Source organism: Nocardiopsis gilva YIM 90087 (assembly GCF_002263495.1).
GTDB classification, from domain to species: domain Bacteria; phylum Actinomycetota; class Actinomycetes; order Streptosporangiales; family Streptosporangiaceae; genus Nocardiopsis_C; species Nocardiopsis_C gilva.
This window is the reverse complement of the sequence record NZ_CP022753.1, coordinates 3593213-3618515: the sequence shown is the minus strand read 5'-3', so window position 1 is coordinate 3618515 and position 25303 is coordinate 3593213. Positions and strand designations below refer to the sequence as shown.

At 69.1% G+C, this 25303-nt stretch carries 23 protein-coding genes; 15 read left to right on the top strand and 8 right to left on the bottom strand.

Annotation, left to right across the window (positions count from 1 at the left end; all coding sequences use genetic code 11):
• Positions 1 to 161: 161 nt before the first annotated feature.
• The 3 genes from CDO52_RS16520 to CDO52_RS16510 all read right to left on the bottom strand — a co-directional run bounded on the left by CDO52_RS16520 (position 162) and on the right by CDO52_RS16510 (position 1594).
• Positions 162 to 407 carry a hypothetical protein gene (locus tag CDO52_RS16520; RefSeq protein WP_017617814.1) on the bottom strand — a complete coding sequence of 82 codons (246 nt, stop codon included), beginning with the start codon at positions 405 to 407 and terminating at the stop codon, positions 162 to 164.
• Between the two features lie 51 nt (positions 408 to 458).
• On the bottom strand, positions 459 to 977 hold the full coding sequence (locus tag CDO52_RS16515; protein WP_193373656.1) for a hypothetical protein: 519 nt from the start codon (positions 975 to 977) through the stop codon (positions 459 to 461).
• 179 nt (positions 978 to 1156) lie between these two features.
• A complete protein-coding gene (locus tag CDO52_RS16510; RefSeq protein WP_083919767.1) occupies positions 1157 to 1594 on the bottom strand; it encodes a winged helix-turn-helix transcriptional regulator in 438 nt (145 codons plus the stop codon).
• A 49-nt stretch (positions 1595 to 1643) separates the two neighbouring features.
• On the opposite strand from CDO52_RS16510, the gene CDO52_RS16505 reads away from it, so the two are divergent.
• From CDO52_RS16505 to CDO52_RS16480, 6 genes are all read left to right on the top strand, one after another.
• Positions 1644 to 2021, top strand: coding sequence for a DoxX family protein (locus CDO52_RS16505; protein WP_017617811.1), 378 nt, complete (start codon positions 1644 to 1646; stop codon positions 2019 to 2021).
• A 457-nt stretch (positions 2022 to 2478) separates the two neighbouring features.
• Positions 2479 to 5310, top strand: a complete 2832-nt coding sequence (locus tag CDO52_RS16500; protein ID WP_017617810.1) for a non-ribosomal peptide synthetase — start codon at positions 2479 to 2481, stop codon at positions 5308 to 5310.
• Between the two features lie 108 nt (positions 5311 to 5418).
• Positions 5419 to 6348: an NAD-dependent epimerase/dehydratase family protein gene (locus CDO52_RS16495; RefSeq protein ID WP_017617809.1), complete on the top strand. Its 930-nt coding sequence runs from the start codon at positions 5419 to 5421 to the stop codon at positions 6346 to 6348.
• A 74-nt stretch (positions 6349 to 6422) separates the two neighbouring features.
• Entirely contained in the window at positions 6423 to 7850 is a 1428-nt protein-coding gene (locus CDO52_RS16490; RefSeq protein WP_017617808.1) for a methyltransferase, read from the top strand.
• A 72-nt stretch (positions 7851 to 7922) separates the two neighbouring features.
• Complete coding sequence (locus CDO52_RS16485; RefSeq protein ID WP_017617807.1) at positions 7923 to 8987, top strand: methyltransferase; 1065 nt, start codon at positions 7923 to 7925, stop codon at positions 8985 to 8987.
• A 198-nt stretch (positions 8988 to 9185) separates the two neighbouring features.
• Positions 9186 to 9518: a hypothetical protein gene (locus tag CDO52_RS16480; RefSeq protein WP_017617806.1), complete on the top strand. Its 333-nt coding sequence runs from the start codon at positions 9186 to 9188 to the stop codon at positions 9516 to 9518.
• 133 nt (positions 9519 to 9651) lie between these two features.
• On the opposite strand, the gene CDO52_RS16475 is transcribed toward CDO52_RS16480, so the two are convergent.
• Positions 9652 to 10845 (bottom strand): globin domain-containing protein, encoded by a 1194-nt coding sequence (locus tag CDO52_RS16475; RefSeq protein WP_017617805.1) that lies wholly within the window; start codon positions 10843 to 10845, stop codon positions 9652 to 9654.
• Between the two features lie 117 nt (positions 10846 to 10962).
• The gene (locus CDO52_RS16470; protein WP_017617804.1) at positions 10963 to 11439 is read right to left on the bottom strand and encodes an RrF2 family transcriptional regulator; all 477 of its coding nucleotides are present in this window, start codon (positions 11437 to 11439) and stop codon (positions 10963 to 10965) included.
• Between the two features lie 181 nt (positions 11440 to 11620).
• Between CDO52_RS16470 and CDO52_RS16465 the strand changes: the two genes are divergently transcribed.
• Complete coding sequence (locus CDO52_RS16465; protein WP_017617803.1) at positions 11621 to 12166, top strand: hypothetical protein; 546 nt, start codon at positions 11621 to 11623, stop codon at positions 12164 to 12166.
• Between the two features lie 41 nt (positions 12167 to 12207).
• Positions 12208 to 14502: a tetratricopeptide repeat protein gene (locus CDO52_RS16460; RefSeq protein WP_017617802.1), complete on the top strand. Its 2295-nt coding sequence runs from the start codon at positions 12208 to 12210 to the stop codon at positions 14500 to 14502.
• A gap of 52 nt (positions 14503 to 14554) precedes the next feature.
• Here the strand turns inward: CDO52_RS16460 and CDO52_RS16455 are convergent, their stop codons facing one another.
• On the bottom strand, positions 14555 to 16342 hold the full coding sequence (locus CDO52_RS16455; protein WP_157745608.1) for a hypothetical protein: 1788 nt from the start codon (positions 16340 to 16342) through the stop codon (positions 14555 to 14557).
• Between the two features lie 139 nt (positions 16343 to 16481).
• Between CDO52_RS16455 and CDO52_RS16450 the strand changes: the two genes are divergently transcribed.
• A complete protein-coding gene (locus CDO52_RS16450) occupies positions 16482 to 18026 on the top strand; it encodes an NAD(P)/FAD-dependent oxidoreductase (protein WP_083919764.1) in 1545 nt (514 codons plus the stop codon).
• A gap of 19 nt (positions 18027 to 18045) precedes the next feature.
• On the opposite strand, the gene CDO52_RS16445 is transcribed toward CDO52_RS16450, so the two are convergent.
• Positions 18046 to 18633, bottom strand: a complete 588-nt coding sequence (locus CDO52_RS16445; RefSeq protein ID WP_017617798.1) for a TetR/AcrR family transcriptional regulator — start codon at positions 18631 to 18633, stop codon at positions 18046 to 18048.
• An 85-nt stretch (positions 18634 to 18718) separates the two neighbouring features.
• Between CDO52_RS16445 and CDO52_RS16440 the strand changes: the two genes are divergently transcribed.
• From CDO52_RS16440 to CDO52_RS16430, 3 genes are all read left to right on the top strand, one after another.
• Entirely contained in the window at positions 18719 to 20140 is a 1422-nt protein-coding gene (locus CDO52_RS16440) for an amidase (RefSeq protein WP_033299616.1), read from the top strand.
• A 229-nt stretch (positions 20141 to 20369) separates the two neighbouring features.
• Positions 20370 to 20831, top strand: a complete 462-nt coding sequence (locus CDO52_RS16435; protein ID WP_152471545.1) for a DUF6234 family protein — start codon at positions 20370 to 20372, stop codon at positions 20829 to 20831.
• A gap of 92 nt (positions 20832 to 20923) precedes the next feature.
• Positions 20924 to 21172, top strand: coding sequence for a hypothetical protein (locus CDO52_RS16430; RefSeq protein ID WP_094932506.1), 249 nt, complete (start codon positions 20924 to 20926; stop codon positions 21170 to 21172).
• Here the strand turns inward: CDO52_RS16430 and CDO52_RS16425 are convergent.
• Complete coding sequence (locus tag CDO52_RS16425; RefSeq protein ID WP_017617794.1) at positions 21169 to 23496, bottom strand: FdhF/YdeP family oxidoreductase; 2328 nt, start codon at positions 23494 to 23496, stop codon at positions 21169 to 21171. The two genes, CDO52_RS16430 and CDO52_RS16425, sit on opposite strands and share 4 nt — an antisense overlap.
• 323 nt (positions 23497 to 23819) lie before the next feature.
• Here CDO52_RS16425 and CDO52_RS16420 point away from each other — a divergent pair, with 323 nt between their 5' ends.
• From CDO52_RS16420 to CDO52_RS16410, 3 genes are all read left to right on the top strand, one after another.
• Positions 23820 to 24023, top strand: a complete 204-nt coding sequence (locus CDO52_RS16420) for a cold-shock protein (protein WP_017617793.1) — start codon at positions 23820 to 23822, stop codon at positions 24021 to 24023.
• A 196-nt stretch (positions 24024 to 24219) separates the two neighbouring features.
• Entirely contained in the window at positions 24220 to 24747 is a 528-nt protein-coding gene (locus CDO52_RS16415; RefSeq protein ID WP_017617792.1) for a GNAT family N-acetyltransferase, read from the top strand.
• Between the two features lie 136 nt (positions 24748 to 24883).
• On the top strand, positions 24884 to 25300 hold the full coding sequence (locus CDO52_RS16410; protein ID WP_017617791.1) for an ACT domain-containing protein: 417 nt from the start codon (positions 24884 to 24886) through the stop codon (positions 25298 to 25300).
• Positions 25301 to 25303: the final 3 nt, after the last annotated feature.

Here is a 25303-nt window from a genome sequence, read left to right as displayed (position 1 = left end):
GGGACGAGAAGCGCGGGGAGAGGGCGGCGGTCGGTGCCACGGCCGATGAAGAGCCGCGCCACGGGCGCCTCCGGCCCGGCCCCTTGGGGCCGGAGGCGCCCGCACGGCGATCCTTCTCAGAAGCCGTCTCTCCCCGCACCCGTGGCTCCCCTGGTTCCCCGCTACGAGCGGAAGGGAACCTTTACCGCAGACCTCGCATCGGCCGAGGACTGGGTGGCGTCGACGATCTCGGCGACCCGGTAGCCGTCCTCGAACGTCGCGGCGACGGACTCGGTGAGTTCGCCCGAGGCCAGGCCGAGGATGTCGTGGGCTTGGTGGGCGAAGCACTCGTTCCAGCCGAGGGGATGCGAGCCCTGCAGGCCGCCGGGGAGCCAGAAGCCCTCGATCGGGTGCTCGGGCCGCGCCACCGGCCCCGTTGCCGTCGGTGCCGCGACCCGACAGGTGGAGCACGATCCCCGTCAGCCTGTGAGCCCGCCGAAGGGGACCGTGCGAATGCGCCACTCGCCGTCGTCCATCAGCCAGAAGAGCAGGTCGTCGGCGGTGTCACCCTCGACCTCATCGGAATAGACGAGGTCGACGGTGGCGATCGGGGTCTCGCCCCGCGTGTCGGTGCCCATCTCAATCCCACCGATCTTCGCGACGTCGGCGCCGACGAAACCCTCGGCGTAGGTGGGGAAGGCGGGCTCGCACTCCTCTTCCATGGTGGCGGCCTGCGTGTTCATCGTGGTGAGCGTCACCGAGGCGTGCGCCTCCTCGTCGATGAGCGCGCAGCCCACCTCGCCGTCGCCGGTGCGCAGCGCTTCAAGAAAGTCCTCGGCCGCGGTGCGGGCCGCCGCCTTGTTCTCGTCCTCGACGCCGGTCTCCGGCTGCGAATCAGGCCGAGAATCGGCGGGCTTCTCCGTGGCCTTGTCGGAATCGCCGCCGCAGGCGGTGAGCGCCAAGATCAACATGAGCGCGCAGGGCGCGAGTCTTCTCATCCGGATCGCTTTCGAATCGGGGGCGGGCCGTGTCGGCCACAGCTGAGCCCTGCCTACAGATACCGCACCCGCGGCCTCACCACCGAACCGGGGCGATGTGGGCCCGATGATGAGGACATTGCCGGATTCGGTTGGTCGGCCCCCAGGCCGTGGCCGCCTGGGGGCCGTCACCGTCTCAGCTACCGTCCTTCAGCCTTCAGTGCGCTGTCGTAGCGTTCACGGCTGGCGGCGATGTGGGGGTGGTTCTCCTCCGCCCAGTCGATCAGGGGAGACAGTCGCTCGCACAGCGTGGACCCGGCCTCCGTCAGGGCGTAGTCGACCCGGGGCGGTGTCTGGGGGGTCACCGTGCGCGTGACCAGGCCGTCGCGTTCCAGGTTCCGCAGCGTCAGCGTCAGCATCCGCTGGGAGACGGTGTCGATCCTGCGACGCAGTTCCGAATAGCGGAGGGGGCCGTCCCCCAGCATCGTGATCACCAGAACGCTCCACCTGTCCCCGATGCGGTCGAGGACATCGCGGACATTGCAGCGCCCCCCATGCCCCGGGACCTGGTGGGAAACATCGGTGTTCGTTAGGAACACGGATTTTCCGTCTTTCGTCAAGTGCGTGGTGTCACTCATCATGGTCCTCGCATCTTTGGATTCCTGATCAAGAATATGGGAGGCGTGCGTGCTGATCGCTGCCATGGTCCTGGCCATTCTCCTCGCCGTGGCGGTGCTGGCCGTCGGTGTACCAAAGGCGCTGGCGCTGAAAACTGCTGTGGACCAGACGGTCGGCCTCGGGCTCGACCTGCGGATAATGCGGCTGACCGGGGTGTTCGAAGTCCTCGGAGGCGTCGGCCTGATCGTCGGGATCGCGGGGGAGTGGTTGGGAATCGCGTGGGCCGTATGGCTCGGTGTCGCCGCCACGGTGGGTCTGGTGGTGCTCATGGTTCTGGCGCTCGGTTTCCACGTCACCAAGCGGGATCCCGTGCAGCGGATGGCGCCCTCGGCGGTCTTGCTGGTGCTCTCGGCCGCCGCTTTGATCACCCGGCTCATGGCGATGTGACTCCGTGCCTCCAGTTCTGTGTCAACCATCCGGATCGGCGCAGGATAAGCGCCGTAGACAATCGGGGTGTGAGACACGGCACATTGAGTTGATCTCGCGCGTGTGTTGCCCTTGAACCCGGATTCCAGGAGGTTATTAAAAATGCCTGGGCAGCGGGGTTCAATGGCATCTTCGGCTGGTGTTCCAGGGTGATTGCGCTGGTGTTTTGACGCTGGATCGGAGAAGGTCGAATGTCTCGCCGTGCGCTTTCACGGAGCTAATGATCGTTGAATCGTCATCCGGATGGCGGCGCTTGCATCGCAGCCGATCATGGCCACCTATTGCCAACACGGGGTCCGAATACTGGAGCGGAAGATGAGACACGACCACGGGGAGAAGAACGATGTCTTATCAGTTTTCCTTTCAAAGAAATGCCGATACGGGGGCCACTCCTTCCGCGTCCGACATCGGACTCGGTGTGGCGCCCTTCGCCGACGCACCACCCTGGACGTCCTTCCGCACGATCGCTGACCTCCTCGTCCACGCCGCCGAGCACTGGCCGCGTGCCGGGGTCCGATACCCCGCGGCCGACGCCCCGGGCGAGTCCGTCCACCAGTCCTACCCCGCCCTCCTCACCGAGGCCTCCCGCCTGCTGGGCGGACTGCGCGCCGCCGGCCTGCGCCCCCGCGACAACGTCGTCCTCCTGCTGGAGCGGCCCGACGACTACGTCCCCGCCTTCTGGGCGTGTGTGCTCGGCGGCTTCGTCCCCTGCCCGCTGCGCCCGCAGGGCGCCGACACCGCCCGGTGGACCGAGCAGCTGCGGCACGTCGACGCGCTCCTAGAGCAGCCCCTGTGGCTGACCACCAAGGGCCTGCGCGACGACCTGCCCCAGGCGCCCGGCGTCGCGGAGCTGACCGTGCGCTGCCTGGAGGAGCTTTCGGCAGCCACTCCGGAAAGCGCATACCACCGCGCGGATCGTGACGACACCGCCCTGCTCATGCTCACGTCCGGCTCGACCGGCCACCCCAAGGCCGTGCGGCTCTCGCACGCCAACCTGCTGGCCGCCCTGCCCGCGAAGGCGGAGCGCCTGGGGACCACGGCGCGCGACACCCCGATGAACTGGATCTCCTTCGACCACATCTCCGCCATCGAGATGCACCTGCTCCCGATGAGCGTCGGCGCCACCCAGCTCCAGGTCGCCCCTGAGGCCGTCCTCGGCGACCCGCTGCGCTTCCTTCTCCTCGCCGACGCCCACCGGATCACCCTCACCTTCACCCCCAACTTCCTCTTCGCCCAGATCAACCGTGCGCTGGACCGGCAGGACGACGACTTCACCCTCGACCTGTCCGCGCTGCGCCGCATCATCTCCGGCGGCGAGGCCACCGTCTGCGCCACGGTGCGGGCGTTCCTCGACCGGCTCGCCCCCTTCGGGCTGGACCGCGGTGTCGTCGCCCCGGGGTTCGGGATGACCGAGACCTGCGCCGGAAGCGTCTTCTCCCTCGACTTCCCCGACGCCGACGAGGGCCAGGAGTTCGCCTCCCTCGGCCACGCCGTCGCGGGGCTGGAGATGCGTGTCGTCGGAGACGACGAGGAGCCGCTGCCCGACGGCGCGGAGGGCGAGCTGCACGTACGCGGCCCGATGGTCTTCGGCGGCTACCTCAACAACGAGGAGGCGACGTGCGCGGCCTTCGCCCCGGGCGGGTGGTTCCGCACCGGCGACCGCGGCCGACTCGACGACGGGCGGCTGACCCTGGTCGGCCGCAGCAAGGACAGCATCATCGTCAACGGCGTCAACTATTTCAGCCACGACCTGGAGACGGTGCTGGAGCGCCTCGACGGGGTGGAGAAGTCGTATGTCGCCGCGTTCCCCATCCGCCCACCGGGCAGCGACACCGAGCAGCTCGCCATCCTCTTCTCCCCGCACGGCATCCCGCTGCGGCGCGAGGCCGACGCGGCGGCGGAGGAGGGCGAGGCCGAGCTCTACCGCCTGCTCGTCGCCATCCGCAGCAGCGCCGTGATGCACTGGGGGTTCCGCCCCTCGCTCATCCTCCCGCTGCCCACGTCGGCGATCCCCAAGACGAGCCTCGGCAAGATTCAACGCTCCCAGCTGCGCAAACGCCTGGAAGCCGGGGAGTTCGCCGAGGCCGAGGCCAGCGTCGCCGACCTCATCACCCGCCAGCTCGGCGGCTACACGGCCCCGAGTAATGACGCCGAGATCGCGCTCGCCGAGATCTACGCCGAGATGTTCGACGCCCACCCGGCCGAGATCAGCGCCACGGCGAGCTTCTTCGACCTCGGCGGCACGTCGCTGGACATCCTCCGGTTGAAGAGCCACATCGAGCGCACCTTCGGCCTGAGCGACGTCCCCGTCGTGCAGATCCTGCGCGCCCCGACCATCCGCGAGCTGGCCGTGCGGGTCGGTTGCACCGAGGTCCCCGAGGGCGCGTCAGGCGCTCAGGGCGGGAACGCGGCCTACGACCCGCTGGTGCCCCTGCAGCTCAGCGGGGACAAGACCCCGCTGTTCTGCGTGCACCCCGGAGTCGGCGAGGTCCTGGTGTTCGTCAACCTCGCCAAGTACTTCGTCAACGAACGCCCCTTCTACGCGCTGCGCGCCCGCGGCTTCGGCGCGGGCGAGGACTACTTCTCCACCTTCGACGAGATGGTCGAGTGCTACGTCACCGCCATCCGCGCCGAACAGCCCACCGGTCCGTACGCCATCGCCGGGTACTCCTACGGCGGGATCGTCGCCTTCGAGATCGCCAAGGCGCTGGAGTCCCAGGGCGAGCGGGTCGACTTCGTGGGGATCTTCAACCTTCCGCCGCACGTTCAGGACCGCATGCACGAGCTCGACTTCGTCGAGGGCGCGGTCAACCTGGCGTTCTTCCTGTCGCTGATCACCAAGGAGCAGTCCCTCGAACTGCCGGGGCTGCTGCGCGACGGCCTCACCCGCCGGCAGCAGCTGGAGTACCTCATCGATATCGCGCCCCCGAGGCGGCTCGCCGAACTCGACCTCGATGTCGAGAAGTTCGGCAACTGGGTCGATCTCGCCCAGTCGCTGGTGCGGCTGGGCGCGACCTATGAGCCCAGCGGTGACGTGCGGTCGCTCAGCGTCTTCTACGCCATCCCGCTGCGCGGGACCAAGGAGGACTGGCTGAACAACCAGCTCCGCGTCTGGGACGACTTCGCGCGGGAGGAGAACCGCTACATCGATGTCCCCGGTGAGCACTACACCCTCATGGGGCCCGAGCACGTCGCCTCGTTCCAGGCGATTCTGCGCGATGAGCTGGACCGGACGCTGAACGGGGGCTGACCACCCCGACGCAATAACCGATGATCCTATGATTCTGGGGTCGCCGGTCCCGGCCCCTCCGGGAACCGGGACCGGCGACCCCACAGTCCGGCGACGCAGGAGGCGCACGTGCCCACGACGAAGAAGATCCTCATCACCGGGGCGACCGGCCAGGTGGCCCGCGAAGTGGCCGAGAGCCTGGCGCATGACAACGAGGTGTGGTGCCTGGCCCGGTTCAGCGACCCCGACGTCGAACACGAGCTCCTGGCACGCGGCATCCGCACCTGGCGGTGGGACATGGCCACCGACACACTCGACGGCCTCCCCGACGACTTCACCCACGTACTGCACGCCGCCGCCCACCGCGGCGACGGCACCGACTTCGACGCCGCCCTGGAAATCAATTGCGCGGCCACCGGGCGGCTCATGACCCACTGCCGCCGCGCCACGGCCTTCCTCTACGTCTCCACCGGCGCGATCTACGCCCGTCAGGAGCTCGACCACCCGCACACCGAGACCGACCCCCTGGGCGGCCAGACGCCCTGGCTGCCCACCTACGCCGTGGGCAAGCTCGCCGTGGAGGGCACCGTCCGCGCGTTCGCCACGACGCTCGGCCTGCCCACCACCATCGCCCGGCTCAACGTCGCCTACGGCCCGCACGGCCACGGCGGCGTCCCCATCCTGCTGTTCCGCCGCCTGCTCGCCGGAGAACCGATCGAGGTCCCCCGCGACGGCCAGAACTACTGCAACCCCATCCACACCGACGACATCACCCGGCAGGTCCCGCTGCTGTGGGACGCGGCCACCGCCCCCGCCCGCGTCGTGAACTGGGGCGGCGACGACATCGTCGGCGTCCAGGACATGCTCACCCACCTCGCCGACATCACCGGCACCAAGGCGCGGTTCGAATCCAGCGACGTCACCCGCGGCACACACGCCTTCGACAACACCCGGCGCCGCGCCCTGATCGGCGACTGCCAGGTCGACTGGCGCAGCGGCCTGCGGCGCACCCTCGAGGCCCACCTGCCGGACATCACCGTCACCCCCGCGAACGGCTGACCGCCGCTGACCACCGCCCCGCACCTCGCCCGTCCGACCCGGATCGCCCCCACCCGCCCCCAAGGAAGGCCAGCGTGTCCACCAACACCGATCTCATCCGCACCTCCTATGCTGCGTTCCAGCGCGGCGACATCGACGCCGCACTGTCCGTGTTCCACCCCGACGTCACCTGGACCCACCCCGACGGCATGGCGGACTACGGCCTCGGCGGCACGAAGAAGGGCCTCGACGAGGTGCGGGCGTTCATGGCCCGCGCACGCACCGTCTTCAGCGAACTCCGCCAGGAACCCTGGGAGTTCCTGGAATCCGGCGACCGGGTCGTGGTGCTCGGCGTCCTGCACATGCGCGGCGCCCGCAGCGGCGTGTCGGGCACGGTCCGGATGGTGCACTCCTGGCGGGTGGCCGACGGCAAGGTGACGCACTTCGAGGACCTCCACGACACCCACGACGTGCGCCGCATCGTCGAGCCGTCCGGATCTCCGCGCCGCGCACCGCTCGACTCGCCCGGCCAGATCATCGAGGCCGGACTCGGGTTCTGGTCGGCCAGGGTGCTGCAGACCGCCGTCGAACTGGGACTGTTCACCGAGCTGGCCGCCGGACCACTGGAGGCCGAACAGCTGCGCGCCCGCCTCGGCCTGCACGGGCGCGGCCTGCGCGACTTCCTGGACACCCTGGTCTCCCTGGGACTGCTGGAGCGTGAGGACGGCCGCTACCGCAACCTGCCGTCCACCGACACCTTCCTGGACCGGGCCAAGACCGACTCCTACATCGGCGGGCTGCTGGAGGTCGCCTCCCAACAGTGGTACGAACCCTGGGGGCGCCTGAGCGAGGCGCTGCGCAGCGGAGAGCCCCAGGACAATGTCAACGGGGGGATGGGCGACCCCTTCGAGGCGCTCTACGCCGACCCTGAGCGCACCCGCCTCTTCCAGCGCGCCATGACGGGCGGCTCAACCGGCAGCATCGCCGCCATCATCGACAAGATCCCGTGGAGCCGGTACCGCACCGTCGCCGACATCGGCTGCGCCGAAGGAGCGCTGATCAGCCGCCTCCTGCGGCGGCACGGGCACCTCACCGGTACCGGCTTCGACCTGGCGGCGGTGGCACCGTACTTCGACGAGACGGCCACCGAAACCGGGGTCGGCGACCGCATGTCCTTCCAGCCGGGCGACTTCTTCACCGACCCGCTGCCCCAGGCCGACGTCATCGTGCTCGGCCACACCCTCCACGACTGGGACCTGGACACCAAGCGCATGCTGCTCCGCAAGGCCTACGAGGCGCTGCCGGAGGGCGGGCGCGTCGTGGTCTACGAGGCACTCATCGACGACGAGCGCCGACACAACACCTTCGCGCTGCTGATGAGCCTGCACATGCTCGTGGAAAGCCCCGGCGGATTCGACTACACCGGCGCCGACTGCCTCGGCTGGATGGCCGAGGCCGGATTCCGCGACTGCTACGTCGAACACCTGGCCGGACCCGAATCCATGGCCGTGGGCACCAAGTGAGGCCGAGCACCACCGCGAACCCCAACGTGAACGCGACGACGCCGCCGGACACCACGTCAAGGAGGACAGCAGTTGCCCGCTGAGCAGACCGACCAGGTGGAGCAGCCTGAGCAGGCCCAGCGGCAGGGGCAGGCGGAGCCGTCGGAGGCCGCCGTCCGCCTGCTGGAGATGCACGAGCAGCTCATCCACGCCCGCGCGCTGCAGATCGCCGCGGAGCTGAGGATCGGCGACCTCCTCGCCGACGGCCCCCGCACCGCCGCCGACCTCGCCACAGCCACCGACACCCACACCGACGCGCTGTACCGCATGCTGCGCATGCTCGCCGCCCGCGGGGTGTTCACCGAGACCGACCCCGGCTGCTTCGCCCTCACCGACCTGGGCGCGCCGCTGCGCTCCGACCACCCCTACAGCGTCCACGCCACGCTGGCATTCGGCGGAGCCACTGCCCAGGTGTTCCTGGACTCCCTGCACAGCGTGCGCACCGGGGAGGCGACCTTCCCCACGACGTTCGGCACGTCCTTCTTCGACTACCTGGCCGGCCACCCCGAGCACGGTGACCTCTTCAACGCCGCCATGCGGGAGATGAGCCGGCCGATGCTCCGCGCCGTGCTCGACGCCTACGACTTCTCCTATGCCCGCCGAATCGTCGACGTGGGCGGCGGTAACGGCTCCCTGCTCAGCGCCATCCTGCGCAGCACCCCCGACAGCCGGGGCGTGGTTTTCGATGCCCCGCACGTCGCCGAGGCCGCCCAGGAGAAGCTCCGCGCCGAAGGCCTCGCCGACCGCTGCAGCGTCGTCGGCGGCGATTTCTTCCACACGGCCCCGGAGGACGGCGACCTGTACCTGCTGAAGTGGATCCTCCACGACTGGCCCGACGACCAGGCCGCCACGATCCTGCGCGGATGCCGCAACGCCATGGCCCCCGACGGCCGGGTCCTGATCATCGAGCAGGTGATCCCGCCTGGCGACACCCCCCACCCCGGCAAGACCATGGACTTCTCCATGCTCACCCTGGTCAACGGCCGCGAACGAACCGAGGAGCAGTTCGCGACCCTCCTCGCCGACGCCGACCTGCGCCTGCATCGGATCGTCCCGACTGCCTCGCCCCTCAGCCTCATCGAGGCCGTCTCGGCCTGAGCCGTCGGACCCGTCAGGAGGTCCCGCTCGAACGCCCGCCCCGGCCCCGGGGCGGGCGCAGCGCTCCCGGGGCCACGACGGTCGGGGCACGGTCCGGAAGCGGCCAGCCGCGAATGATCCCGGGCTCCTCCGGGCAAAGGGCCGGGCAGCACGGTCGTCGATCGTGACCGGAAGCGCGACCTATCGGGGGAATCAGAGATGCTTGGTCGTTTCGCGCTGGCCACCGCCACCGCCGCCATGGCCGCAGCGGTAGCACTGCCCATGCCCGCCTATGCCGCGGAGGGACGGCTGGTCTGGGTCACGAACACGGGGCAGACGAAGAGCATCAGCAATCCTCCGGATGGCAGGTGCATCCAGGTCGGGGAGCCGGCCTTCCCGGTGTTCCCGGCCCGCGTGGTGCACAACAGGACGGACACGGCGGCGGTGGCCTACTCTGACCTCTCCTGCCAGAGGGACGTCCAGTCGCTGCCCCCGGGTTCGTCGTCCCGAGAGAACATCGTCGCCTCGGTGAAATTCGGCCCGGTCCCATAAAGCCGGCACCCGCCGGGACGGTGCTGGTCGCCCCGGCGGAACGACCGGAACCCGCTGGCCCTCGGCGCTCGCGAGCGCGCCGTAGCCTGCGAGGCCACCGCTCGACGCTGGTGGTCCCACCTGGGCCAGCCGCTCAGTCGGTGCCGAGCCACAGGTCAGGGCCGAACACCTCGTAGTGCACGGCCGCGGCGGATACTCCGGTGGCGAGGAGCTGGGCACGCACGTCGCGCATGAAGGGCAGCGGGCCGCACAGGTACGCCTCGGCGTCGCGGGGAACGGTGACGCCGCCGAGGTCCATCCGTCCGGGCCGCGCCGCGGGGCCGCCGGAGGCGTCCTCGTACCAGAACACGTGCTCAGCACGGGGGATTCGCTCGATCAGAGTCTCGGCCTCGACGCGCAGGGCGTGGGTGCGCTCCGACCGGTCGGCGTGTAGGAGGAGAACGCGGCGCTGTGATTCGGTCTCGGCCAGATGGTGCAGCATCGCCGTGATCGGTGTGCATCCGATCCCGGCGGAGGCGAGGACCACCGGCCCTTCGCCGTCTTCCAGCCGGAGGTCGCCGAAGGGGGCGGACAGCGTCAGCTCGTCGCCCTCGCGGACGGTGTCGTGCAGCAGGTTCGACACCTCGCCCGGCGGGGGCGCATCGTCCCGCATGCGCTTGACGGTGATCCGCCGCAGCCCCGCGCCCGTGCCGCCGGACAGCGAGTACTGGCGCAGCTGGTGCGTGCCGTCGGGGAGGAGGACGCGGACGCTGACGTACTGGCCGGGGCGCGCCGCCGGGACGGGGGCGTCACCCACGGGGCGGAGCGTGCAGGAGACCACGTCGGGGGTCTCCTGCGTGCGTCGGACGACGGTCCACTGGCGCCACGTGCGCCCGTCCTCGGCACCGGCCTCGGCGTAGATGCGCGCCTCCTGGGCGATGAGCGCGCCGGCCATCAGCCAGTACACGTCGTCCCAGGCGGCAGCGACCTCGGGCGTCACCGCATCGCCGAGCACGTCGGCGATCGCGCCGAACAGGTACTTGTGCACGATGATGTACTGGTCGTCGGTGACGCCCACGGCGGTGTGCTTGTGCGCGATGCGGGAGAGCAGGGCGTCGGGGCGCTCCAGCGGGTTGTCCAGGAGCGCGGTGGCGAAGCCCGCGATGGAGGCGGCCAGCGCTCGGCGCTGCTCCCCGCTGGCCTGGTTGCCCCGGTTGAACAGCCCGTCCAGCAGGTCGGGGCGCTCGGCGAACATCGTCGAGTAGAAGCGGTCGGTGATGGCGTCGAGCGACGCGCCGATGACCGGCAGGGTGGCCTGTACGACCTTCGCGGATTCCGCGGACAGCATGCGACCTCCAAGGGAGTGAAGGGGGAGCGAGACTCCTTTAACTGGAGTTTCAGATGCATATTAAGTCCGGAGGCCCAACCCGCCGCACCGGGGCGCAGTATCCGATGACTCAGCAGGTCACACGCGAGATTCGGGCGCCGTTTCCTCGGGTGTCGATCCCCGGTCGGACGCCCGGAGCGTGGCCAGCACCGCCCCGGCGGGAGAGGCCACGAGAGAATCCACCGTCACGGGATCGAGCGACGCGAAGAACGCCTCCTGGGCCCTGCGCAGCGCGGTCCGCAGCCGACACGCAGAGCGCAGCGGGCACGGCGGGTCGTCCTCACAACCGACGACGTCCCCCGCACCCTCCAACTCCCGCGCGATCCACCCGACCGACGCCCGGTGCCCGGCATCGGTCAACCGCAGCCCACCACCGCGCCCCCGACGGGCCTCCACCAACCCCATGTCACTTAACCGCGCGACCGCCTTGGCCGCGTGGGTATAGGGCATCGCGACCATGCCCGCGACGTCCCGGGTGGTCAGCAGCTCGTCCTCCGCGACGGCCAGCCGCATCACGATGCGGAGCGAGAGATCGGTGAAAGCGGTCAGGCGCATGCCTCCACGTTAGGCGGAGCCGACCGTCGGCGCGGATGCCGATGCTGTAGTCAACCGTCGGACGGATTCGGATCCCCCATGGGAGGGAAGCGCGCCAGGGCGGAACGGCAGACGATGGGCCGTATCCGGCCGCATCAAGGCGGCCGGAGCTGGAGCGAGGAAACGACCGCCGGGGGACGATGTGCCGACCTCGAACACTGCCGCCGACCATGCCGCTGTCCGACCACCGCGCTGGGCCCTCTGGACCGCCTATGCGGTGCCGCTGTGCCTGCTGCCCTCGTCGCTGTGGCGCCTGCACCTGGCGGCGATGCCGGGCGGCTGGTACCCGGTCATGTTGAGCGTGACCGAGGTGGGGCTCGGGCTGCTGACGCTGGGTCTGGTGTACCCGTGGGGAGAAGGGGTGCCGCGGTGGGTCCCGCTGGTGGGCGGTCGGCGTATCCCGGTCATGGCGGCGGTGGTGCCCGCTGTACTCGGCACGCTCGCTGTCGCCTTGATCACCGGCTACGGCCTGCTCAATTGGCTCTTCCACTTCGTGACGCCGGAGCAGGCGCGCGCGGTGAGCCCCGATCTCATGGGCTCCTCCACGCCCTTCGACGCTGAGCCTCCCGGAGGATGGCTGGCTGCGGCCTATGCCCCAACGCTGGCGTGGGGACCGCTGTTGGCGGCCGTCACCTTCGCCTACTACCGGCGCCGCGTATACGCCTTCAGTGCCGCGGACAATAGATAGGCTGCCGATGACAATTCCTCGGTCCTCGTGAGGTGGGGTTCATGCGTGATGGCGACGATCTCGGCGGTGACGGGCAGGAAAACGACGCCGCCACCGATCCCGATCTCGCATCCGCTTCCGCGGAGAACACCGTAGATTCCCCCTCTGATCAGCGAGTCCGCAACACCATCGACACCAACAGCGGTCTGGGAATCCAAGCGCACACGATCCTCAACCTCAACGCCACCATCGGCGGTCAGCCGGGGCCATCGCTCAGTCCCCAGGTGGACTACCGGATTCCCGCTCCGCCCCTGTACATCAATCAGTGTGCGGTTTTGGAGCGCATTCGGTGCATCATCGACAACGGCGGTTCCGTGGCGACGGTGGTCACGCTCTGGGGCCGTGGAGGGATTGGCACCACCGCCCTTGGCCGAAAAGTCGCGAAGGTCGTTCACGACGAGGAACCGCAGCGTTTTCCCGGTGGCTATTACCAGGTCGAACCCGGACGCCAAGGGATTCCGGAATCGATCAGTCGACTCCTGCGGGACATGGGGGACACGGATGACGAGATTCCCGCCTCCCTCGACAAACGGGCGAAGCGGTTGCGGGACAGGATCGATGCCCGAGACGCCGTCGCGATCCTCATTGACGGTCCCGACAGCCTCGCCCAAATCCGCCCCTTCGTTCCGGTCAGCCCCGGCAGCCTCGCGATCATCGCGTCGTCCCGTGTCTTCGACCCCCTCTACGACGGCGATCCGGACACGGCGACGTTCCGACACATCGACGAAAGGGAGATCCAGCTCGGCCCGCTGTCCAGCTCCCATTCGCTCGAACTCCTTAGCGCCAGAGCGCAGGTGGAATGGGGGACGCGGCAGGAGCGAAGCATGGCGCGGGCGATTGCCGAGTTCCTTGGTGGAACGCCCGACGTCCTCGTTCGCATCGGTACCCGGATTCGTCACGCGGAACATCACCACAGCGGGTCCGGACTCGCGGTCATCCATGAGGAAATCCTCGGCACCCACCCACGCGAGGACGGGGACATGGCGCCCGACCATGGCGCTCTGCTCGACGGCCTCCCCGCCGACGCGCGCCGCTTCTGTGTCCAGTTGGCCTGGCACCCCGACGCTGACTTCGGGCTCGGAGCCGCTACACGGGTCTCCGGTCGGGACGTAGCCGAGACACGACGGTTGCTGGCTGGCCTGGTCGCTGACGACATCCTGGAGAACGTTCCGCCGCCCCCGGCTCGTGCGAACGCCGATAGCCCGGCAGATGAGCCCCGCTACCGATTCCGGTCCGACCGGACGGTCAAGATTGCCCGTCGCGTCGCCACCGAGGGCTCCGATGTCGTCGCGGACCTGCTCGCCTACTACCTCGAGCTCGCCTTGACCGCGCACCGTGTGCTGCTGCCCGGCCGGTGGCTCCACAAGGACTTGGATGGCCAGGGAATCACCCCGCCGCCGGATGGCGTCGTGTTCGAGAGCAAGGACGAGGCGCGTCGACGCCTCAGAACCGAACGTGCGGCTGTCAAGGCGATGGCTGTCCTTGCGGCTCGCGAGGGGCGCTTCCGCGAGGGGTTCCAGCTGTGTGAAGCGCTGTGGGCCTTCTGGTTCCTCGGCGGCCACTTCGATGACGTGGTCGACACGCATACCGCCCTCATCAATGCGGTCGCACCGACGTCCGAGCTTCCGCCGGCCCGGCTTTCCCGCATATACGTGCAGCGCTCCATCGCCTACCGGCGGGACGCCGAGTACGATCGGGCGCTCGCGGATGCCGAGACCGGACTTGACCTCGCCAGGGCCGCGCGTCCGGAACACCCGCTGGCTCTGCTCACCGCCCTGGAGGCGGTCGGCGACGTGTACCAGGAACGGAAGGAGTTCGCCCGTGCGGGCGCGTTCCTCGCCGATGTCCTGGAGACCGCCGAGTCCCTCACCCCATCGCCGGAAAACCAGCGGGCCGTCTACAACGCGGCGTGCAAGCTGGGCCAGGCACGAATGAGTGAAGGGCGCTTCGACGAGGCCGGAGAGCTACTGGACCGGGCATGGACGCTCGTGTCCCAACAACCGGTCAGGGACGTCCAGAACGAGGCGCGTATCCGGACCCGCAAGGGCGACCTGGCACAGCTGACCAGGAACACCACGCTCGCGATGGACCACTGGAACGCCGCCATCGGTCTCCACCGCGAGCTGGGAGACTCCCGCCGGATGGCCGACGTCCACGTCAAGCGCGCCGAGGCCCTGCGGCGAACCGCTCCCGACGCGGCTCGTAGCGAACTGCGGACGGCGATCGGGCTCTACCGGGAAGCCGGTGCGGAGCAGCAGGCACAGGACACGATCCGGCGCCTGGCCGACATGATCTGAGGCCGTTGGGCCGGAGCACGCTGAGGCTGACACCGCCTTCGCCCCCCGCCGGTCACGTCGCCTCCCGGGTTTCCGGGACGACCCGCATCACCACCTGGTGCTGCCCGACGCCCACCTTGACCGAACTGGAAACAATCTCCCCACGAAGGTGCGTGTGGACACGCCAGAACGCGGATGCGAACACGAGGGGATCGATCCCACCCGAATCGGTTTCCGAGCTGAGGCGGTAACGTTTGTTTCCGCGCGTTGCGACGAGGCATTCGCCCGGCGCTGTCATGACAGCGAACCGTGCGTTGGGGTGGGCGGAAAAAACCCGCGAAATCCGTTCCCAGGGATCAACGGGATTATCGTGATGCCGGGGCTCGTATCCACCAGCGCCGCACACCAGAATGTCGGCGGAATCGAGCCAGTGCGAGTCCGGCTCGTCCGCGCTGGCGACCACGTGCGGACGCTGGAGGACCCGGTGGCCGCCACTCACTAGAGCGGCGGGACGGCGCTCCACCCGCACCTCCATGTCGTCGCCTTCGGCCGACACGACCAGGGGCACCAATCCGCCCACGTCCGGCCAGGTGCGCACGTACGGCGTGGGGCGCTCGGGCGGAACGATCCGGACCCGGTGGCGGGGTTCAGGGAGTCCCAGGAGCCGGTAGAAGGCGGCGCGCAGGACGTCGCCCGACTGTCCAGGGAGGGAGCTGAGCATCCGCGTGGAGGCGTCGAAGCGGCCGGGGGTGTGGACGGCGGCGTCCTCCATTAGCTGGTCGAGCAGCGAACGACGGTGCGTGAGCCGACGCGCGGTGCGGCCGAACTCCGCGATGGGGGAGTCTTCCGCGAGTTCCTCGTCGGGGAATGTGCCCAGCATGGTGTGTGTGCCGATCGCCGCCCCATAGAAGGTCACCGACCCGTGGTCTCCGATGATGTGGTCGGCCGCCGCCACGGCGGCCTGCCAGCCGTGGCGGGGTGGCAGGACCCGCAGCCCCGCGCGCTCGCAGGAGGCCAGCCAATACCGAACCTGCCATGGACCGTGCCCGTGCCAGGTATTCGGGTGGGCGGCGAAGGCGACGCGGTACTCGTCGACGGGAAGTTCCTCCAGCAGCTCGCTCAACAGCTCAGGTCGGCGCCCAAGCAGGGACGACGGTCCCCAGGTCGAGCTGACCAGAACCAAGCGGCGTTCGCCGACGTCGAGCGACTTGCGGTACTCCGATCTCCAGCGGCGACCCTCGAGGATCCGGTCATAGGTGGGATCGCCCGCGACGACGGCCGCATCGACCGCCTGGGGGCAGGCCTCGCGCAACCGGTCGAGCTGCTCGGGATGCGAGAGCACGAGCATCGAGGGAACCAGCTGCCCGTTGCGGATCAGGGTCGCCGAAGAAAGCCCGAACACGCCCTGCGGCGTGGCGGTTTCCGGTTTCCGGTTTCCGGTTTCCGGTTTCCGGTTTCCGGTTTCCGGTTTCCGGTTTCCGGTTTCGGTTTCCATCAGTTTATTGTACCCAGCCCCGTGGGAAACGACAGCCAAAGGCGCTTTGATTGCATGCATGTCATCGCCGAAGCTCGCTGAAATCGCGAGATCGAATTCTTCTTCGATGGCCTGTTCCCATGGGGCGACCACAACGCCGAGATCGTTCAGGTATTCGGTCACGCCTTCGCGGAAGTTCGACGTCCGAGCACGCGTGAAGACGATCTGAATACGCGGATCCGACTCCAGGAGCGGGAGGATGTCGAGCAAGCGGGTCATCGACGTCACCGTGTGGGCCACGACGAGCACCCGGCGGCAGTCCGGAAGCGTCGACCAGCTGCCTGACGCCTCCCCGATCGGCACTCGCAGCCGTTCATCGACCGACAAGGCACCCTCCCGATTCCCATCAACGCGACGGCACAGCGTATCTAACCCATTGTGTGGAACAGCGGCACGGCTCTCCCGCCCTACTTGGAACAAGCGCTGGCACTACACAGGGTATTGATCTACGACTCTCGCGTTCCACATGGAGGTCGATTACAGAGAGTTTGTTAATGAATACGTTTGGGCATGTCCAGCAGAGATGCCCTGGGAAAGGGGGACACCAATGGCAGGGGCGACTGTCGATGTGGTCATCGTCGGCAACGGCGTTCTCGGGCTGTCGATCGCCTACGAGGCCGCGCTCCGCGACCCCAGCCTGCGCATCGTGGTGATCGGCCCCAACGCGCGGCCGACTGCGGCGACCACGGCGGCCGGAGCCATGCTCAACTGCTTCGCGGAGGTCACGAGTGCCACCGACGAGCACCCTGCTTCCCGGGCCAAGTTCGCTATCGCCCGCGATGCCCTCGACGCCTGGCCCGCGTGGCTTGAGCGTCTCGACGATGATGGCGACGGTTCCGCTTCGGCGACGTGGCTACCGGGCACTCTGCTGTTGCTCGTCGCGCGGTCGACATCCCACACCACCAAGAACTTCGAAGCCGTTCACGCCGCCCTGAAGCAGTACAGCGAACCGCACCAGGAACTCGATCCGCAGGACCTCGACGAAGTGCGGGCCGCCCCGCACGAACCCCCCATCCGCGCCATCTACCTGGAGCGGGAAGGAGTGGTTGACGCACGTGCTGTTGTGGCCTCTCTGGAGACCGCGGTCAGGCGTCGCGGGCTCGTGATCCGCGATGACACCGTCGCGGGCCTGGTCGAAGCAAACGGTCGGGTGACCGGAGTCCGCCTGTCGACGGGGGAGACGGTCGCTGCGGGAGCGGTCGTGCTCGCTGCGGGTACCGGTACGCAACGCTGTATCGAGCATCTTCCCGCCGGTACGGTTCAGCCGCTGTTCCTCGGCACCGGATTTGCGGCCGAAACGCGTCGTCAGCGCGGAGCCGGATTCGGCCACGTGGTCCGCACCGCTCTCCGTGCAGGAAGCTGCGGTATCCATGTCGTCCCGTTAGGGGACAGACGCGAGTACATCGGAGCCACGAGCGTCGTCCACCTCGATCCCCCGGAGGGCCCGGGGCTCGGCATCGCCCAGGCCATGCTCCAGTTCGCCGTGGACAAGTTTGACCGGCGGCTGGGTTTCTCCCAGATGCTGCGCTACCACTACGGCCATCGGCCCGTCCCGCTCGACACCTATCCGCTCATCGGCCGCACTCCGGTGTCAGGCCTGCTGTTCGCCACCGGAACCTACCGGGACGGCTTCCACTGCTCACCGGTGATCGCCCGGCACATGGCCACCCTCTTGACAGCATCGGACACCGAACCGGGGCCGTTCGACCACTTCCTTCCTGGTCGTGTCCCGATCGAAACGCTCGACGTCGGTGCGGCGGTGGCACGCTACGCCGAGGAGGAAGCGTCCACAACCATCGACTTCGGGGCGCACACGCCCTATTTCACTGGAGTCGACGCCGGTGAGCGCGTGTACAGGCAGGCGGCGCGCGACGCCCTCGATCGGCTGGGTACGCCGATCGGTCTGAGGCCGGAGATCCTTGGTGCCGTGATCGACGCCGACGATCACCAGATGGCGAAGCTCTCCGAAAGCCTGCGCGCCCTTCGGGAACGGTCTCCGGAACGAGTGTGAGGCCTCCTCCAGGCCGGGGTCAGGCCGGTGCGCTGTTGACCAGCGTCCTCAGGTGGTGGTCGAGGGTGTCGAGGGCGGTTTCGGGCGTGAGATGGCCGACGAGGACGTGGGCGGTCAGGCCGTCGGCGAGGGCGATCAGCGCGCGGGCGGCTGCCTGCGGGTCGTTGGTTCCGGTGGACTCGCCGATCAGCCGAGTGAGCATCTGCTGCAGGTCGGCATAGCTGGACCTGAGGACGGCGGCCAGCGAGGGGCTGACGGCGGCCTGGGCGACGAAAGTGAGCCAGACGCGGGCCTCGGCGCGGTGCTCCTCGCGCAGCAGGGCGATCTCGGTGACCGCGTGGCCCAATGCGGTTCCCGCCGACTGCGCCGGGCTTTCGGTGGTCCGGGCTCGGATCCGGGCGGTGAGCCGCTCGCCGATGTGGCCGAGTGCGAATACGAGCATCTCCTCCTTGGTGCCGAAGCAGCGCTGCACCGCCCCCATGGAGACGCCCGCGCGGTTGGCGACGTCCCGCAGGGTCACCCCTTCCACGCCGCGTTCGTCGGCCAGTCGGCACACCGCATCGGCGATCTGGCGGCGGCGGCCGTCGTGGTCCACCTGGCGGGGCATGAAGATCCTCCTCATCCGGTTGCGATGCGGTTGCATCGGTACGGGCTAGTATAGCGATGCAATCGCATCGGAAACGGATGGAGACATGGACCGGACAACAGGAACATGGTGGTCGGCGACAGCGGGGGAGCAGGCCGCGGCGGTGCGCAGCGGCGGCGCGTCGGCTGCGGAGATCGTCGAGAGCCAACTCGCCCGCATCGCCGAGGTCGACCCCGCCGTGAACGCTGTCACCCAGCTGCTGGCTGACCGAGCCCGCGAAACAGCGGCCGAACTGGACCGCCAGCGCTCCCGGGGCGAGGACCCGGGGCCGCTCGCCGGGGCCTGCTTCACCGTTAAGGAGAGCATCGCCATCGAAGGCGTGCCCACCACGCACGGAGCGTCGCACTTCGCCAACGCCGTGGCGGCGGCCGACGCGCCGCCCGTGGCGCGGCTGCGTGCGGCCGGAGCGATTCCCATCGCGCACAGCAACATGCCTACGCTCACCCTGGCCGGAATGCACACCCGCAGTGAGCTCTTCGGCGACACGGCCAACCCGTGGGACCCCGGCCGCACACCGGGCGGCTCCAGTGGGGGCGACGCGGCGGCGGTGGCCTGTGGGATGGCGGGCCTTGGACTCGGCAACGATGCGGGCGGCTCGGTGCGCATCCCGGCCTCCTTCTGCGGGGTCGCCGCACTGAAGCCCACCTACGGCCGGTTCGCCGCCGACCACCGCATGGGCCCGGAGGATCCCCCGTTCGGAGCCCAGGTGTGCGTGGTGGACGGGCCCATCGCGCGGTCCGTCGCGGACCTGCGGCTCGCCTTCGAGGCCTTGGCGGGTGCCGACCCGGCGGATCCGCGCGCCGTGCCGGTGCCGCTGCGCGGTGCGCCGCTGGAGCACCCCGTGCGCGTCGCGGTGGTCGCCGACCCGGGCGGCCGGGGCGTGCACCCGGAGGTGCGGCGCGCGGTGGACCGAGCGGCCGACGCGCTGCGGGATGCCGGCTACGCGGTCGAGGAGGTGGCCGACGTGCCGCGGCTGGAGGAGGCGCTCGCGGCCTACGGCAGCATGCTGATGACCGAGTTCGCCCCGTCCTGGCCGGTGGTGAAGACGCTGCTCGGCGAGGGCGGACACCGCTACATCGAGATGTCGACGGCCAAGGAGGGGCCGGTGGACGCGGCCGAGTACCAGCGCCTGACCGGCGTGCACCTCAGCCTCCGGCGGGCCTGGGCGCGGTTCCTCGACGAGTACCCGCTCGTGCTCGGCCCGGTGTTCACCGAGCCGCCCGTCCCGCCCGGCCTGGAGTCCCGCGACGAAGCCGGGCACGAACGCGTGAGTACGGCCATGCGGCTGTGCTCCGCGACGAGCTTCGTCGGAGTCCCGGCGGTGGCGGTGCCGACCGGGCTCGCCGCGGGGCTGCCCACCGGCGTGCAGCTGATCGGTCGCCCCTACCGCGAGGACGTGTGCCTGGACGCGGCGGCGGCCGTCGAAGAACGGCTGGGAGTGCTCACGCCGACCAGTCCCGCCGCATAGCGGCGGCGAGCGGGGCTGCCCTGTCTCCGGTGCGGGGGCGTTGGCCGGCCAAGGGGCGGTCAGGCCCATGTCGTCGTGGGCGAAGGCGACCAGGACCTGCACGATGAGGTCGCCGGGTCCGCGAGTCTTCCAACCGGCCGTCCCGGATACCGGAGCACGGCCCCAATGGTCGGTGCGCCTGAGTATCCGTACTCAGGCCCCGGCGCTGGCGCCCTGGAAGTATCGTCCCATGACCACGAACTCCCCATCGGTCCCCACTACGACCCGATCACGTCCTTCCTGGGGCGCCGACCTGCTGGTAGCTGTCCTCATGTTCCTCTTGGAAGCCGGCGCCGTGGTGGTGATCGGGTACATCGCCCTCATTGCCGGTTTGGGCGAAGCGCTGAACGGTGCCGCCGGGGGCTCGGGTTCCGAGGGGTTGACGCGGCAGGACAGCGCCCTGATCGCCCTCGGTGTCCTGGGCCTGCTCGCGGCGGGCGCCGCCGTCCTGTTCTTCCGGGGGCGGTGGCGGATCGCGGGGGTCACCCAGGTCCTGGTCGCGATGGCGCTGGTGGTCGTTGTGGTGGGCGGCGCGGTAGCGACGCACCGGCCCGAGAGTCCGGCCCCTGGGCACGGTGATGAGTACACCGGCCCCGGCGGCCAGTGCCGTAGCGGTGGGGACAGCGAGGAGTGCCAGGGGAGCGGAGGATGAGGTGACCTTCGGGTCGCCGGGGCTTCGCGCGGGGTGCGCTGCAGACGGACCTGCCTCCGACGATGCGGCCACACGACCTTCGCCACGCGTGGGTGAGCGACCTCCTGGCGGGCGCTACCCCGATCAATGAGGTCTCCCGGTGGGTCGGTTACGACTTCGTGACGACTACGCGGCGTATCTATGGGCACGAGGTGCCGAGCTCCTTCAGCAGGGGACTGGCGTTCCTCGCCAACCGCTACGAGCGGTTGATCGCCGGGCAGGACCCGGCAGTTGCTGACTCTAGCTGGCTCAGCGCCGATGAGGACGCCGCCGAGCACGAGGTTCCGGGTCTCGCGGCCTAGTGTCCGGAATCGGGTTCCAAGCGGACCACAATGGACTTGGATGTCGGTGTGTTGGAGACATCGGCGGTGGAGTCCAGTGGGACTAGCACGTTGGTCTCCGGGTAGTAGGCGGCCGCGCATCCCCTGGTCGTGGGGTATTCGACGACCTTGAAGTGGGGGGCGCGGCGGTCGATGCCGTCCTCCCACTCGCTGACCACGTCGACGTACTGGCCGCCCGTGACGCCGAGTTCGGCGCAGTCATCGGGGTTGATGAGCACTACCCGTCGGCCGTCGAGGATGCCGCGGTAGCGGTCGTCGAGTCCGTAGATCGTGGTGTTGAACTGGTCGTGCGAGCGCAGGGTCTGGAGCAGCAGCCGTCCCTCCGGGACCTCCGGGGCGGTGATGGGGTTGACGCTGAAGTTGGCCTTGCCGGTGGCTGTCGGGAACTCGCGCTCATCGCGGGGCGCGTGGGGGAGGGCGAAGCCGCCCGGGTGGCGGGCTCGCTCGTTGAAGCTGTCGAAGCCCGGGACCACGTGTTCGATTCGGTCGCGGATGCGGTCGTAGGCGGCGGTGAAGTCCTCCCACGGGACCGCGTCGTCCGCTCCCAGGACGCGGCGGGCCAGGCCGCAGATGATCGCGACCTCAGAGCGCATCTCCGCAGACAGCGGGGCCACCTTGCCCCGGGAGGCGTGCACCATGCCCATCGAGTCCTCGACGGTCACGAACTGGTCCCCACCCTTCTGCGCGTCTCTGTCGGTGCGGCCCAGCGTGGGCAGAATCAGCGCACGCGTGCCGGTGATGACGTGCGAGCGGTTGAGCTTGGTTGACACGTGCACGGTCAGCCGACAGCGCCGCATCGCGTCCTCGGTGACGTGCGTGTCCGGCGTGGCCGACACGAAGTTGCCGCCCACAGCGAAGAACACCTTCACCTGCCCATCCCGCATCGCGCGGATGGTGTCCACCGTGTCGAACCCGGGCTCGCGCGGCGGCTCGAAGTCGAACTCCTTGGCCAGCGCGTCCAGGAACTCCGGGGCGGGGCGCTCGAAGATCCCCATGGTGCGGTCGCCCTGGACGTTGCTGTGCCCGCGCACCGGGCACACCCCGGCGCCGGGGCGTCCCACGTTGCCGCGCAGCAGCAGGAAGTTCACGATCTCGCGGATGGTGGGGACCGCGTGCTTGTGCTGGGTGAGGCCCATCGCCCAGCACACCACGATGCGCTTCGACGCCAGCACCATGGCCAGTGCCTCGTCGATCTGCTCCCGCGACAGCCCGGAGGCCCGGGACACGTCGGCCCAGAAGGTCTCCTCGTCCGCCTCCAGCAGCCGCTCGGCGAACTCCTCGAAGCCGTGGGTGTGATCCGCGATGAACGTCCGGTCGATCACGTCCGTGCCGCCGGCACGTTCGCTCCCGACGCCCTGCTCGGCGATCTGCAGCAGCAGGCGGTTGAAAGCGCTGAACAGCGCGAGGTCCCCGCCCACCCGGATCTGCAGGAAGTGGTCGGTGAGCTGGGTGCCGCGCCCGATCAGGCCGCGGGCGGCCTGCGGGTTCTTGAACCGCTGCATCCCGGCTTCCGGCAGCGGGTTGACCGTCATGATCCGCGCGCCCGCCCGCTTCGCCTTCTCCAGTGCGGTGAGCATGCGCGGGTGGTTGCTGCCCGGGTTCTGACCCGCGACGATGATCAGATCGGCCTGATAGATGTCGTCCAGGAGCACGCTGCCCTTGCCGATGCCGAGCGTCTCGGTCAGCGCGAAGCCCGAGGACTCGTGGCACATGTTCGAGCAGTCCGGCAGGTTGTTGGTGCCGAACCGGCGGGCGAAGAGCTGATAGAGGAACGCCGCCTCGTTGCTCGTGCGCCCGGAGGTATAGAAGGCGGCCCCGTCGGGAGAGTCCAGCGCGCCGAGCTCGTCGGCGACCAGCCCGAGGGCCTCGTCCCATCCGATCGGCTCGTAGTGGTCGGCGCCGTCAGCCAGGTACATGGGTTCGGTGAGGCGGCCCTGCTGGCCCAGCCAGTAGCCGGATCGCTCAGCGAGGTCGGCGACCGTGTGGCGGGCGAAGAACTCCCGCGTGACCGCGCGGCGGGTGGACTCCTCCGCGACCGCTTTGGCGCCGTTCTCGCAGAACTCCGCCGGGTGGCGGTGGTCGGGCTCAGGCCACGCGCAGCCGGGGCAGTCGAACCCCTGCTTCTGGTTGACGCTGACGAGGGTGAGCAGGCCGCGCTTGGCCCCGGACTGCTCACCGACGACCCGCAGGCTGTTCACGATGGCGGGGATACCGACGGCCTCGCGCTGAGGATCCTCGACCCGAGGGTCGTCCTGGCGCGGGTCCTCGCTCGGTGCGGTGGACATGGGCGGCTCATCCCTCTTCTGCGAACACGCTGCCGATGACGGTGTCTCTCCCTTCATTCTGGCACTCCTGGCGGCTGATGGCCCGCCATCACCTCCTGGGGACGGCAGCACGGCGGTGGTGACCACGCTCACATGACGCGCGAGGGGCTGGTGTGGTAACGTCACAACCAGGTTGCAGTCTTGATTTCGCCTGATCGCATGTGATCGCCCGCGGAGTTTTTGACAAGCGGGCGTTTTTCTTTTCTGAAGGAGAAGGTTCGCAGCACCTGCAGAACCGCAAAGTGCGGGTCTGGAACTGATCTTCAGAAGGTAGGAGATCGCGCATGTCGCAGGGAACCGTCAAGTGGTTCAACGGCGAAAAGGGCTATGGTTTCATCCAGCAGGACGCCGGTGGCCCCGACGTTTTCGTGCACTACAGCAACATTCTCGGCAACGGCTTCCGTAACCTGGAAGAGAACCAGCGTGTCGAGTTCGACATCACCCAGGGCCCGAAGGGCCCGCAGGCGGAGAACGTCCAGGGCCTCTAAGCCTGCCTTGCGTTACTCATAAGTCTTGCGGTGGGGGCCGTCCGGGGAACCGGGCGGCCCCCGCGTGCGTTCTGGGGCCGACGACACCTCAGCCAGAGGAACGGATGAGAGTGAGCGGCACCTGAGGCGCGGGTGCAGCCAGTGACCCTGGCGCCCAACCGTTTGGATCGATCCGCGTGCGGTTACGATTCGGGACATGACCGCTGAAGTACGCACCGAACGCCTCATCATCCGCGACTGGGATATCTCCGACGCGGATGCTGCCTTGGGCATCTACGGTGCCGAGGAAGTCGCCCGGTGGCTGACCCCCCAGATGCATGCCGTGCGCGACTCCGCCGCGATGCGGTCGGTTCTGCACGCCTGGATCGAGGCCCAGCCCAACCTCATTCCGCCCGCGGGCCGCTGGGCGATCGTCCGTGCCGACGATGGAGAACTCATCGGCGGACTCTCCCTGCGACAGCTGCCGCCCTATGACGAGGATTTCGAGCTCAGCTGGCAGCTCCGCCCCGATGCCTGGGGCAACGGTTACGCCACCGAGGCCAGCCAGGCGATCATCGCGTGGGCGTTCGACCAGGGCATCGAGGAACTCTTCGCCGTCGCCCGCCCCGACAACGACCGGGCCATCGCCACCGCCCGGCGGCTCGGCATGGAATGGGTCGGTGAGACCGACAAGTACTACGACCGCCGCCTGCAGGTCTTTCGCATCCGCCCCGCGAGCGCCTAGCGCGGAGACCAGCCCGGAAACGCGTGGGTGTGCGGCCGATACGGAATCTGCCGTCGCCCCCTGCGCTGGACGCCCCCCGGGCCGGACCGCGTGACGTGCGTACGCGTGATCACGAGGAATGACAGAAGAGGATCTCTTGAGCACCTCCGAGCGCGACCTCACGCGCCTGCTGACCGGCATGGAACCTGAACTTCGCCCCGGTCGCTACGTCTTCACCCACGCCGAGCGGGTTCCCGAGGGCCTCCACCCGGTCGTCACCGTTGCCGAGGACGAAGCCCTCACCATCGTCTGTGCCCAGGAGGAGGCCGACGCGGCGGGCCTGCCGTACGACTACGTGGCCGCGTGGGTCACGCTGCGCATCCACTCCGCCCTGGATGCCGTCGGCCTCACCGCCGCGGTGTCCAGCGTCCTGGCAGAGGCCGACATGTCGTGCAACGTTATCGCCGGCTACTACCACGACCACCTCTTCGTCTCCCACGACGACGGTCCTCAGGCCGTGGACCTCCTCCGATCCCTTGCCGCCCGCTCGGGAAACGGCACGGTGAAGCGGTGAACC